The organism is Nostoc sp. NMS4, assembly GCF_017115095.1.
Taxonomy (GTDB): Bacteria; Cyanobacteriota; Cyanobacteriia; order Cyanobacteriales; family Nostocaceae; genus Nostoc.
In genome coordinates this window covers 1-13,090 of sequence record NZ_JABXKI010000110.1, presented here as the reverse complement: position 1 = coordinate 13,090, position 13,090 = coordinate 1, and the positions used below count along the sequence as shown (strand labels likewise).

Annotated in this window: 11 protein-coding genes and 1 pseudogene; 10 read left to right on the top strand and 2 right to left on the bottom strand. The window is 41.4% G+C overall.

What is annotated here, in order from left to right:
- From HWQ37_RS34830 to HWQ37_RS34595, 5 genes and pseudogenes are all read left to right on the top strand, one after another.
- A pseudogene (locus HWQ37_RS34830) lies at positions 1 to 145 on the top strand (T3SS effector HopA1 family protein); the annotation flags it as partial.
- Between the two features lie 579 nt (positions 146 to 724).
- Complete coding sequence (locus HWQ37_RS08135; protein ID WP_292745687.1) at positions 725 to 1,396, top strand: DUF4142 domain-containing protein; 672 nt, start codon at positions 725 to 727, stop codon at positions 1,394 to 1,396.
- A gap of 519 nt (positions 1,397 to 1,915) precedes the next feature.
- Complete coding sequence (locus HWQ37_RS08130; RefSeq protein ID WP_292745685.1) at positions 1,916 to 2,665, top strand: 16S rRNA (uracil(1498)-N(3))-methyltransferase; 750 nt, start codon at positions 1,916 to 1,918, stop codon at positions 2,663 to 2,665.
- A gap of 60 nt (positions 2,666 to 2,725) precedes the next feature.
- The gene (locus tag HWQ37_RS08125; RefSeq protein ID WP_292745683.1) at positions 2,726 to 3,790 is read left to right on the top strand and encodes a tetratricopeptide repeat protein; all 1,065 of its coding nucleotides are present in this window, start codon (positions 2,726 to 2,728) and stop codon (positions 3,788 to 3,790) included.
- Positions 3,791 to 3,888: 98 nt separating this feature from the next.
- Entirely contained in the window at positions 3,889 to 4,017 is a 129-nt protein-coding gene (locus tag HWQ37_RS34595; RefSeq protein WP_363318094.1) for a hypothetical protein, read from the top strand.
- Positions 4,018 to 4,393: 376 nt separating this feature from the next.
- Here the strand turns inward: HWQ37_RS34595 and HWQ37_RS08115 are convergent, their stop codons facing one another.
- Complete coding sequence (locus HWQ37_RS08115; protein WP_292745678.1) at positions 4,394 to 4,945, bottom strand: YtxH domain-containing protein; 552 nt, start codon at positions 4,943 to 4,945, stop codon at positions 4,394 to 4,396.
- Positions 4,946 to 5,467: 522 nt separating this feature from the next.
- Here HWQ37_RS08115 and HWQ37_RS08110 point away from each other — a divergent pair.
- Positions 5,468 to 6,103, top strand: coding sequence for an esterase/lipase family protein (locus tag HWQ37_RS08110; RefSeq protein WP_292745677.1), 636 nt, complete (start codon positions 5,468 to 5,470; stop codon positions 6,101 to 6,103).
- A 102-nt stretch (positions 6,104 to 6,205) separates the two neighbouring features.
- On the opposite strand, the gene HWQ37_RS08105 is transcribed toward HWQ37_RS08110, so the two are convergent.
- A complete protein-coding gene (locus HWQ37_RS08105) occupies positions 6,206 to 6,637 on the bottom strand; it encodes a VOC family protein (protein WP_292745675.1) in 432 nt (143 codons plus the stop codon).
- Positions 6,638 to 7,055: 418 nt separating this feature from the next.
- Here HWQ37_RS08105 and HWQ37_RS08100 point away from each other — a divergent pair, with 418 nt between their 5' ends.
- The 4 genes from HWQ37_RS08100 to HWQ37_RS08085 form a co-directional block, all read left to right on the top strand.
- Positions 7,056 to 7,853 carry a TIGR00297 family protein gene (locus HWQ37_RS08100; RefSeq protein WP_292745673.1) on the top strand — a complete coding sequence of 266 codons (798 nt, stop codon included), beginning with the start codon at positions 7,056 to 7,058 and terminating at the stop codon, positions 7,851 to 7,853.
- 393 nt (positions 7,854 to 8,246) lie between these two features.
- Positions 8,247 to 9,029, top strand: coding sequence for a peptidylprolyl isomerase (locus tag HWQ37_RS08095; protein WP_292745671.1), 783 nt, complete (start codon positions 8,247 to 8,249; stop codon positions 9,027 to 9,029).
- Positions 8,978 to 11,680 carry a type I secretion system permease/ATPase gene (locus tag HWQ37_RS08090; RefSeq protein WP_292745669.1) on the top strand — a complete coding sequence of 901 codons (2,703 nt, stop codon included), beginning with the start codon at positions 8,978 to 8,980 and terminating at the stop codon, positions 11,678 to 11,680. The genes HWQ37_RS08095 and HWQ37_RS08090 overlap by 52 nt, the downstream gene beginning before the upstream one ends.
- 563 nt (positions 11,681 to 12,243) lie before the next feature.
- The coding region (locus HWQ37_RS08085; RefSeq protein ID WP_292745667.1) for a S8 family serine peptidase at positions 12,244 to 13,090 on the top strand (847 nt) is incomplete at its 3' end.

Sequence of the window (13,090 nt, the reverse complement as noted above, 5' to 3'; positions counted from 1 at the left end):
TTTATTAGAAGCTTGGCAAAAAGGTAAAAATGCAATGGAGGAACGGATGAGGGTTATTGACCAACACTTTGCACGCCATACAATTGACTTACAGCGTCCTTATCTGAACCCTAGTTCTGAGGATATATACAAGCCTTTAAATTGATTTATTGATTGATTGATTGATTGCGGGACGTACTAAATAAGAGTTAATTACAGCGTTGCTGATTGAACTATTTAACTCTTAAAAATTGGTATACGCTCTTCTACAAGAAGTAACTAATGGAAGATTTACTGGCGAGCAAACGTTGCACAATCCTAACTCCAGATAGATATCAGTGGATAAGAAGGAGTGCTATTTGTAACGCAAGTACTTGTTTAATTTGGCAAGACTTCAACAGTCAGTAGAAGAACCATGACTATCGGATTGGGAGCGATCGCTATCCTCAGATTAAACCTAAGACGGTTAAGCAATTTCTGAGCAAAGAAGATTCTTGACTTGCATTGGGAATACATCTTGCGGAGTATATTTCAAAACACACTTTAGCTAGAGTCTCTGTGCCAGATAGCCGTGATACTATACGGGTCATTCCTGTTGTTGCTTGTAGGAGACAATTAGGGAAATCCGCAATCAGCTTTGTTTGTAGCTTACTTAACTCGGCGATGCCTACGGCTGGCTGCGCCTACGCACTTATTTTTCATTCGACGTTTTTAAATATAGCCTTATCCAAGGAGAACATTGATTATGTCCAACTTTAAAATACTTTCTACTGGTATAGTAGCGATCGCTTTATCTTTGGCGACTGGTTGCACGCCAACTACTCCCCATGACGACAATATATCTGAAGCTCCACCTGCTACAACTCAACCCGTACAAGCGACTGAGAGTCCATCACCAACTGCATCACCAACTACACCAGGGCAAAACACTCCCAGTTCTTTAGACAAACAGTTTATAACTGAAGCTGCTCAAGGTGGTTTAGCAGAAGTCCAATTAGGAGAATTGGCATCAAAACAGGGAGCTAGCAATGCGGTAAAAGAGTATGGACAGCGCATGGTTACAGATCATACTCAGGTGAACAATCAACTCAAACAGTTGGCGACTCAAAAAGGTGTAACGCTCCCAACTACTCTCGACAGCAAAAATAAGCAAATCCAGCAAACCTTAGCCAGATTTTCTGGTGCTAAGTTCGATCGCCAATATTTGAATCAGATGCTTCAAGATCATGAAAAGGATGTCTCTGCATTTCAAACTGAAGCTGAACAAGGACAAGATTCAGAAGTAAAAGCATTTGCGGCGCAAACGCTACCAACTCTCCAAGAACACCTGCAACAAGTTCGTTCTCTGGTTAATCCTGGAAGTTCAACTAGCACCCCAACTCCAACAAGCACTTCAACTCCAACTAGTACCCCATAATTTCATGTCTGGGTCAATTAACAAAGCATAGCTTTAGCTCTTAGCTGTTGAATCAAAGCAGAGGGTTTGTCACCTCATATCATGTCCGGTTAATCAAGCTGAATAAAAAATGTTCGTAGTAAGGACTTTATTGACACTCTCAGCACTAAAAGTGACTGAGATTCTTGAAAAGTAATGAGTAATGAGTAATGAGTAATAAGTAAATACCCATTACTTATTACTTATTACTCATTACTTAGTCACAGCAGTTAAATAAAACTGCCGTTTGCTTCTACTCACGGCTGAAGCCTCTGAGCTTGTCAGCAAATCGTGTTATTTCTTGTCAGGAGTCAGAATTCAGAATGAATTCTGTGCAAGTGGCGAATGAATAAACGGGTTTAAAACCCCCTAAACATTGAAAATTTAGCGGTCTACAATTAGTGGCGGGTTTGAATCCCCCACTAATTTATTCTGACTCAGTTCGACTACGCTCAGTGACCACCTGAATTCTGAATTCTGGATTCTTCTTCAATAAGAAAAATGTCTCAACTGCAAAGAATTGCGATCGCACCTTCCCAATTTCAACAAGGGCAAATTTTGCTCACCAAAGAACAACAGCATTATTTAGGGCGCGTGTTGCGCTTGCGTGAAGGCGATCGCTTTATTGCAATGGATGGTAAAGGAAAATGGTGGTTATCACAGCTAGCAGGGGAACAAGCACAGGTTTTAGAACAACTTTTGGTAGAAACAGAATTACCTGTATCAATTACGCTGATGGTGGCGTTACCCAAAGGCAATGGATTTGATGAAGTGGTGCGGTGTTGTACGGAGTTGGGAGTAACTTGTATTGCACCAGTATTGAGCGATCGCACCTTGCTTCATCCTAGTCCTCAAAAGCTCGAACGCTGGCGGCGCATCGCTGCGGAAGCCGCCGAACAATCAGAGCGCTCATTCGTGCCGACAATTTTAGAACCTGTTGCTTTTAATACGGGTTTGTCATTAGTCATTGGTCAGTTGTCATTTGCAAGCAGCCAGCAATATATCTGTGTGGCGCGTGGTGAGTTTCCCCATTTAAAAAATTGCTTACAGCACAAAGGACAAATGACAAACGACAGAGGACAAGAAACAATTGTCATTGCTACGGGGCCAGAAGGGGGATGGACAACACAAGAAGTAGAGAATGCGAAGTCAGCTGGATTTCAACCTGTTTCCCTTGGTCGCCGCATCCTGAGAGCAGTTACAGCCCCAGTAGTGGCATTATCCTTGATTACCGCAACTTGTGAAGTATAAATGATTTATAGCTCACGCAAAAGAGATTTTGTGCGAGACATTGATCCAGTGGATTGAAACATGATTGAGCAAGTTGCGATCGCCTTTGAGCATAAAGACTATCAAACAGCAGCGAAATTACTCAAACAGCTGCAAAAAGAATCACCCGAAAATCCTTGGGTACAATATTATCTCGGTCGGTTACATGAAGTATCTGAAAAACACCAAGATGCAGAAAAAATTTATCGGCAATTGCTACGAGATACAAGGAATACCAAAATAGTAACCCTCGCACGCCAAGGTTTGCGACGGCTACAAGAAATTGAGCTAGAAGAAAGACAAAGAGCTATTTCTCAAGCAACAGCCCAACCAAATAATACCGAACTTGGCATACTAGTTTTAGAGCCACTGAGTAACGAGATAAAAACAGAAGCATCTCGAAAATTCGCCCAAATTATGCAGATAGATCCCTATACTGCACGATTGATACTGCCAAGTCGTGGCTGGAGATTGTACCGTACTGGCCAAGTAGGAGAACTAAAATTTTATGGCGAACAGTTACAGCAAGCTGGCATTCCTTGCTTTTGGGCAACAATAGCTCAAATTCAGCAAATTCAAGTTTATCAAGTCAAACATTTCCAAGCATCTACCCCACAAGCTACTGTTGTTTGTCGTAATGAGGCAAATCAACTCGGTTCTCTCACCTTTGACTGGTCAGAAGTCACAGCAAGAGTAGTCGGACTTTTGCCCATTTTTGAACAAGTTGTAGATATTGATGCCCGTCGTAAACTGGAATGGAAAACTCAAACACAAGACTATGCCCAGTTTTGTGATTTACACATAGCTAGTAGACGTTGCATTCTCCGACTTTATGATAACGGCTATGAATTTCAGCAAGGTTTAGAAATTATTCCCCAAGCTAGCCAAAATACAATCAGAATTAATTGGAATAGTTTATCGAGTTGGATGGACCAGCAACTTCCTCAAGTCAAAATCTGGTCAGATTTCACGTCTTTTGCAGATACAACATTAGACCAAACAGAAATGTTGAGTCATATCAAGTCTCACATCGATCTGTTTCGTCGGGAACAAACTAATTGGGATTCAGCTTTTCATTTATATAGTGGACTGGTGTTTGTTAAATAATTCGTAGAATGCGTCTACGTTAAAAAAATGACTTTGGCAAAGACTGCTAGCCTTAACTGAACCTCACCGTCAACAAAGGTCGGGTAGAACGGGTAGTTTTGGATGAGGAAACCTCAACCTTAAAGGATGCAGTTGTAGTGGAGAAAATTAAGCGATCGCTCCTACTTTGGAGAGTTCCCCCATCTACAACTGTCAAAGTTATCTTAACCTTGCATCTTCACGTTTAACGTGTCGCGGAAGTCCCCACCTTCAATGTACTCATAAGGTGGGGATTGTGAGCGGGGGGTGAGGATTGCATCTGGAATTGATTTAAAACTCAAGTAAAAACAAATTCCAGATGTATGACGAATCCCTAGTATTTTCTGGTAAGATAGCTACTGTCTTGACCACCAATGCCGTAAGCGAAAACCAAGCTGTATAGGTAAGTGTCGCAAGAGAAAGATTTGGGTCTTGGGAACCAGGACTCCTGCCCTTGGAGGGAATGTCAGACTTGTCTTTTACTACGAAGTCCTGAAGGCTGTTCCCGATGAATTGGGAAGCCCCGTCCGTCTTACGGCGGGGTAGTTCACTCTATACAGACCCTAAATTTGCGGTCTCTATGAATTATTTAGGTGTTTTAATCTGACGTGCCATATCTAGATAAGCACTCATATTTGCCCCTGGACGACGACGACCATTAGAGCTAGTAATCGAAGGAGAAAGATATTTTGGTGCAAAGGTTGTTTCAGTTGGCTGCTCTTTGAGTACTTTTGCGGCTGCGGCTTTTTCTTTTTTGCCCGGTTCAACTCTCAGACCTTCAGCAGTCTGAACTAGTTGAACATCGGCTGGTTTGGGATTTTTAGCTGATTTTTCCTTGGCCTTAGCCTTAGTAGCGGCGGTTTTTGTTCCGTTCAATGAATCTGGCTTGGATAGAGTTGGTGCTTCTGATGTAATTGTCTCTGCTACTTTCTTCGCATTCGATGCAACTGTCGATGTAACTGTCTCTGCTACTTTCTTCGCGTTCGATGCTACCTCTTTAGCAGCATCTTTGGCTTCGTCCAATTCTAAGAAGTAGCCGTTGCTTTTCTTCTTCGCTGGCAACAGTCCGGTAATGAAACCCAGAATCCCGCCAAGAAAACCCTGAATACCCGAAATTAAATTTTTGATAAAATCCATTACAATTACTCCTGCCTTTTACCTTTTATATTTGATTTGGAACCCCACCGTAATTGTTAAAAATTACGACAATATGTTACATTTTCTACTTGGTGTCAACCCGCTCTGGTGACAACCCTTATAGGTTTGTGCTTAATTAACATTGTAGTAAAACTACAGGGCAAATGTTCTATTGCAAGCATTTGCAACCTGCATACACCAAGAACTAATTATTAAATTTTACTGTAACTAAGAGCAAGATTCTGAAAGCAAGCTTTACAATAATTAACATTTCTTTGTTTGGTAAATACCCAATTGAAGTTAAACAAGCAGTTTACTCTCAACCAGAGAGAAGAGTGTCATAACCTATTGGCAGATGGCGAGATTAATTAGTTAAATTTTATACAATTCATCTTTGAAAGCATTTCAGTTTTGTTTGGAAAAATATCTTTTAAAGAATCGGAAAAGTAATAGCTTCAGTTTGTAGAGCAGTTAGTACCTACAAAAGTGAAATACACCCCTTAATTCAGCCAGATTTCGTAAATGAACATTGAAAATCAACAACGCAATCCCGTTTTGTTAATACACGGGATTGTCGATACAGAGGCAGTTTTCCATAAAATGAGGGCATACCTCATACAACGGGGTTGGTCTGTATATAGCCTGAATCTAGTTCCTAATAATGGTGATATAGGTCTTGATGAACTGGCGAAACAAGTAGCCGATTATGTTACAGCCACCTTTGCGCCAGAACAACGCCTAGATTTAATCGGCTTCAGCATGGGAGGAATTGTCAGCCGTTACTATGTTCAGCGACTGGGAGGAATTAACCGCGTGCATCGGTTTATCACGATCTCTTCGCCCCATCATGGAACTGTTGTTGCTTATGGTTCCCGCCGTCCTGGTTGCCTACAAATGCGCCCCGACAGCATTTTTCTCAAGGATTTGAATTCTGATGCTGTAATGTTAGGGCAGCTAGATTTTACGTCTATCTGGACACCTTATGATTTAATGATTGTCCCAGCCAATAGTTCACAAATCTCCGTAGGAAGCGAAGTAATAGTACCAGTTGCTCTACACCGTTGGATGGTGACAGATTCCAGGAGTTTAGCAGTAGTCACAAAAACTTTAGCCAAACCTATTAAGCTACCCTTACTGAATAAAAAATCCAGTCAGTAACTAGAATGCTTGCCACACTTGATTTATTCTTCTTTCAATTACGAATTACGTTAGCGACGCAGGAGCGTCATTACGAATTACGAATTACGAATTACGAATTTATTAAGTCCTATCCCCAATTTGCGTATGCTCGTAACTCCCAAAAATCGCCTCTGGGTGACGATAATACTTAAACTCCATGAGGTTATAAAAGGGATCTTCTAAAAAGAAAGTGTGATGTTCAAGAGGAGAACCAACAAAGCGACTTTTAGTTTCTTCACGAAAAAGTAGCTGTTGTTGTTCTGCCCTTTTTAGTAAGTCTTGCCAGTCGCGTTCTTGAGTAAAAATTAGCCCAAAGTGTCTGGGATAGATAGTTTCTTGTCGTGTCAAAGGTTCTTTAGTGACATGAGCCACTAATTGATGACCGTAGAGATTGAGAATCAGGGCATGGTGGTTTTCCCGACCAGGAATGCAGCCCAAGCCATCTACATAATATGCTTTTGTTTGAGCAATATCAGCAACAGGGAAAGCTAGATGGAATAAAGTTTGGCTCATAGCTTGTATGAAAAATACTAGTAGTTGATGCTATCTACAATTTATGCTATTAAGTTTTGATTGTGGTTAACTTGAACACAGTTTTTATTGACATTAACTTATATTCTTTACCCTTATGACTAAGATTGGGGACTGAGTAATACTTCAGCCATTGTAATCTGCGGCTACGGCGAAGAGTCTACCCACCTCAAAAGAAGTTTTGCATTTTGTTTAATCCACGTTCTTTAGTCAATATTGCAGTGTATATCTAAAAGTATGTTTATGGTTTTACACTCAGCTTTCAGAGCGATACTTACGCAATTTGGTTAATAATACAAACATATTACTTTCGCTAGAGAGGTTGCAACAATAAAGCACTAAGCATGACAAATTCGTTATTCTGTTATATTCAGACAAAATTACTCATGATTAATTGCTGATGTCATCCTCAATTGATTCTGTAAATCCCTGGTTAGTAGCAGTAGTATTAAACACAACTTTATTGGGTTTAGCTTGGATTGCTCCGAAAAAGCTACTTACCACTGCTGGATTATTCCACGCCTGGTTCCTGTCCATCTTAATTTGGGTAACTCTAGGCTGGCAAGGATATGCAGTAGTAATGTTTTATTTTTTGGTTGGTTCTGGCGTTACCCGTATTGGTATGGCGCAGAAGGAGGCAGAAGGAATTGCCGAAAAGCGTTCTGGGGCAAGAGGCCCAGAAAATGTTTGGGGTTCGGCTTTAACTGGGGCGCTGTGTGCCTTGGGAGTAGGGTTGATAAATTCGGGATTTCTCGCACCTACTTCCCAGTCCCTAATCCCTAGTCCCCAGTCTCTATTATTGTTAGCCTATGTAGCGAGTTTCAGTACCAAGTTGGCTGACACCACTGCTAGCGAAGTTGGTAAAGCTTATGGTAAAAGCACCTTTTTGATTACCACATTCCAACCAGTGCCTCGCGGTACAGAAGGAGCAGTAAGCTTGGAGGGAACTTTAGCTGGAATTGTAGCTTCTGTAGCGATCGCATTTGTTGGTTGGGGAGTTGGTTTAATCGATCTATTAGGAGTCGCTTGGTGTGTGCTAGCAGCATTTATTGCCACTAACTTAGAAAGTGTGATTGGGGCAACACTGCAATCTAAGTATACCTGGCTGACCAATGAAGTAGTAAATATTTTTAATACATTAATTGGTGCGATCGCAGCTGTGCTAATTGCCTGGACATGGATAAGTTTCATTAAGTAAACTGATGAGAACCAATTACTCTGTTTAGTTGGGGCAAAACATTTCTGTTAGCGGAAGCGGGGCGTTGAGCCAGTCCTGAGTAAAAAAGTGAAATTCCCCACTCATCACTCAGCACTCACCACTCAGCACTCATGAGAGGCTATCAGGAGAAAATAAGCAATCTGCCTTGCTACTGCACTACAGATGATGTTTTCAATCCTGTTTTGTCCCTACTAGACTGTAAAAGTGATTGAGGGAAATTATATTGTTTACTAGCTATATAATTTTTTGACTATTTAGGTGTAATTAGTTCATGGAATCTTTATCATATTTATCCATCAACGGCTAAATAATTTCTATATGATTTAATTTAAAAGTCCTATAAGTGTTTAACCATTTTCACATAATTATTTCATGGAATCTTTATCATTTTTGACAATTAATGACCAAATAATTTCTATTGAGCAAGCAGTAAAGTACCTGCAAGCCTCTGGAAAATTGGGGCAGTTCATTGGGGATATTCTTCGGCAGTACGTAATTGAAGAAGAAATCCGAACACGAGATGATGTTGAAATTGGCACCGCAATAACTGAGCAGTCAATAATTGACTTTAGGCTGAAAAATCAACTCACTGACCCAGAAATTTTTCAAGAATGGTTAAAGACAAATAACACCGATTACACTACCTTTCACACATCAGTCACTTTTGGTTACAAATTAGAAAAGCTGAAAGCTGTAGTGACGGAAACAAAACTCTCAGAATATTTTATTGAGCGCAAGATTTTCTTAGATCGGGTGGTGCTTTCTCGGATTGTTGTTGATAATCGAGAATTGGCAGACGAACTCCAAACCCAAATTGAAGAAGGAGGTAGTTTTGAGCAACTAGCTAAAGAGTATTCGCTTTCAGATGACCGAATTGTGAACGGCATGATGGGAATCGTCAGCCGAGGTAGCATGCCGGATATATTACGTGCAGCTATTGATATAGCCAGCCCAGGACAATTGATCGGTCCAATAGAAATCGTTGGCAAAGACTCTCCCCCAGGAGAAGGGCCTTATGGTTTGTTTCGAGTAGAACAATTTCTACCAGCGTCTTTAGAAGATACTCAACTACAGCAAGCACTACAAAATGAGTTGTTTGAAAAATGGCTAGCGGAGAAAATTCAAAAACTGACAGTCAAGTTACAAGTGAGTTAAAAATTCTGGATAATGAATCTTTACGATTAAAAGTGCTAGCTTCTTTGCCTTGGAATCAGCCACCGCTATGCTGGCTGACTCCCGAACAACAATCCCGATTGGAAAATGAGTGCCAAACCCGCCAGTATCGTCTTGGAGAAAAAATCTGGTCGAACGATGTCGGTGGTTATCAATTTTTAATTGTGGCTGGGAAAGTCCGCTTGCGAGAAGAGGGCGTTGGCAAACCAATAGCCGCCCTAGATGTGGGAGATTGGTTTGGTGAATTCCACAAGCTGTCTGCGGATTTTAAAGCTGTAGCTGCTAGTAAAGAAGTGGTAGTAGTTTTTTGGGATACTGCACTGTGGACAGAATTTTCTCACCCACAAATTCAGGAATTTTGGCAAGCGTTACCAGTGGAGATGGAGGGACAAAGGGAGACATTTTCCTTCTCTAGCAGTCCTTCAGTAACATCAGCCTCAGACGGAACTTCCAGCCCCCACAGCATCCAACCCCAAAAAGGACTTCCAGCCGCCAATCTAATCGTTGCAAATTATCCCTTTGTTGCTAGCTGGAATACTGCTGCTGCTTGTTTAACAATGGTGGCGCAACAGTTAGAAAATTCTGTGCAACTGGAATGGGTGCAGCGTCAACTCAGAGGACAACGCCCAAAACAGGTTGTAGAAGGAGCAGAAAAGTTAGGATTAGTGTTGCGGCGGTTACAAGTGAGTTGGGGTGAGTTACGCCAATTGTCATTTCCAGCTTTACTACTATGGAGTTCTGATTCACCCCAGAGTCCATCCTGGGTGGTAGCTTATGGAGTTAAAGGCGATCGCTTAATTATCGCTAACCCTCTAAATCCCGAACGGACTTGTGAATCCTTGCCGCAATCTATAGTTGAGGCATCTTGGGATGGACGATTGTGGCAAGTAGAACTCATATCCCAACAAGAAAAATTTAACCTCAGTTGGTTTACCCCAGCAGTTTGGAAATATAAAGGATTGCTCACAGAAGTATTGTTAGCATCTTTTACCTTGCAGCTTTTGGGATTAACGACACCGCTAATTACCCAAGTCGTCATTGATAAAGTAATGGTGCAGGGGAGTTTGCCAACTCTCGATGTGATGGCGCTCGCACTTTTATGCGTAGCTATATTTGAGTCCATACTGGGTATTTTACGTCTATTCATCTTTACCCATACAGCTCGTCGTCTAGATTTAAGTTTATCAGCACAGCTATTTCGCCATCTGATGCGTCTGCCGTTAGCTTATTTTGAGTCGCGGCGCGTTGGAGATACAATAGCACGAGTCCAGGAACTCGAACAAATTCGTCAGTTTCTCACAGGTACAGCATTAACTGTAATTCTAGATAGCATCTTTGCTGTGGTGTACCTAGCATTGATGTTTTACTATAACATCCCACTCACCTTTGTAGCTTTAGCAGTCCTGCCGCTATTTGCCACATTAACGATAGTTGCAACCCCAATTCTGCGTAACTGGCTCAACGAAACTTTTAACCGGAGTGCCGATAGTCAATCGTTTCTAGTAGAGACAATCACCGGAATTCACTCCGTTAAAGCCCATGCAGCCGAACCAGTAGCCCGCGATCGCTGGGAAGGCTTATTTGCCCGCTTCATTCGCACAGGTTTTAAAGCTTCTACCACCTCCAATATCAGCAGCAACATTGGTGACTTTCTCACTAATTTGTCCACCATGCTGATTCTCTGGTTTGGTGCCAAGTTAGTCATCGAACAAAAGCTGACAATTGGACAGCTAGTTGCATTTCAAATGTTGTCTGGTAGAGTCACAGGTCCGCTTTTGCGCTTAGTACAGTTGTGGCAAAACCTTCAACAAGTGCTACTTTCTGTAGATCGCATTGGTGATATTCTCAACGTCTCCCCAGAAGCTGAACTAGGAACTGGTCTAGTTTTACCACCACTGAAAGGACAAGTCACCTTCGAGCAAGTATTTTTCCGCTACCGGCCCAACTTTGAAGCAATTTTGCGGGGAATCTCTTTCAGTGTCGAACCAGGGCAATTTGTGGGCATTGTCGGACGTAGCGGTTCTGGCAAAAGTACCCTATCTAAACTATTGCAACGCCTCTATCAAATTGAATCAGGACGCATCCTGATTGATGGTTTTGATATAAAAAGTGCAGATTTAGCCTCACTGCGGCAACAAGTTAGTGTAGTTCTCCAAGAAGACTTTTTATTCAACGGTTCGATTTTGGAAAATATCACTCTCGGTACTCCCGACATTACCGCCGAGCAAGTAGTAGAAGCAGCAAGACTAGCAGTAGCCCACGACTTTATCAGTCAATTACCCTACGGTTACGAAACCAATGTTGGCGAACGCGGTACAGCTTTATCTGGTGGACAGAGACAACGTATTGCTCTGGCAAGATTATTTCTTTCTCAAGCGCCGATTTTAGTTTTGGATGAAGCTACCAGTGCTTTGGATAGTGAAACCGAACAACAAGTACTGCAAAACCTGCAAAAAATTTCCGCCAACCGTACCGTGTTCCTGATTGCTCACCGCTTTGCTCCCCTCAAACGTGCTGATTTGATTTTGGTATTGGAGCAAGGTGTGATTGCCGAACGTGGTACTCACTCACAATTGTTGCAACAAAAGGGTTTGTATTGGTCACTATATCAACGGCAGCAAGCAAACATTTAATAGATTTACAGCAGAATTCAGAATTCAGGAGTAAAACACACTTTATACCAATACAGTTCAGTTAAGCAATTTTTTCCTTCTCTTTTTTTTCTCTGCGCCTCTGCGGTACCCTGCGGGAAGCCGTTCGCGTAGCGTCTTGTAGAGAAGCGTCTACGTAAAAAAAAGAACAATAAGATCCCCGACTTCTCAAAGAAGTCGGGGATCTGAGTCTCTCGATTTTCACAACTCATTTACGATTGCTAAAGCTTTGAGGATTTGTATCTGTAGCCGCATTTTAGAGAATCAGTATAAGAGTAATAAAAGTAGTCATAATATCTGATTATCCTTTCTACATTAGTCTCCATTAATACACATCCAAGATTTAAGATTTACTCGATAAATTTACTCTTAATAAAAACCATACTTATCAGAATGTTTTTTGGTAATAGAATTAGCATTTTGTTATGAAATTTCATAGTAATTATTGACAATGAGGCTTATTCACAGATTGAAATCTTCTTCTTGCAAAGGTTTCAAGGCTTCAAACTGTCAAAAAAACGGTTGCTATCTTTGAGAAAAAATTTATGCACATTGATGATGTTAATAACAATATATTGTCAAAGAAACAGCTAAATGCTACTTCAATTTCCTCATTAGATAGCTTTAATACCAAAGATGACTACGGTCTCAACTTCAGCAGACGTAGTAGCTATAACTCAGCCGATGCTGATGTGCAGTTGCTAAATAACGATGAATCTGCAAATAGCAGTAACGCTAGTAATACTTTTAGCGCTCAAAATTATAACTCCACCAATGGCTATGGCTTGATTAATGGAGCAGCAGCAGTGGCTAAAGCTATTGGTCAAAATACCTTTGCTGATGTTCCCGATCTTGGTGGCAATAATTGGGGAGCAGACCTGGTTAAAGCACCGGAAGTTTGGGCAAAGGGATACACAGGTAAAGGCGTTGTTGTCGCTGTTGTAGATACTGGAGTTGATTACAACCACGAAGATTTAAAAAATAATATCTGGACGAATAGCAAGGAAATTCCGGGTAACGGTATAGATGATGATGGCAATGGCTATGTTGATGACAATTACGGCTGGAACTTCGCTGATAATAACAACAACACCCTAGATGACAACAGTCATGGTACTCATGTTTCCGGGACGATCGCAGGAGAAAATAATAACTACGGTGTCACTGGTATTGCCTACGATGCCAAGATTATGCCCGTCAAAGTTTTAGATAGTTCTGGCTCTGGTTCCTATAGTTCCATAGCTAAAGGTATTCGCTACGCCGTGGATAATGGAGCTAATGTAATTAACCTCAGTTTAGGAGGCGGATCTTCCAATCGCACTCTACAGTCAGCCATTGACTATGCCAGCAGCAAAGGAGTGATTGTCGTCATGGCAGCAGGTAATGATGGTG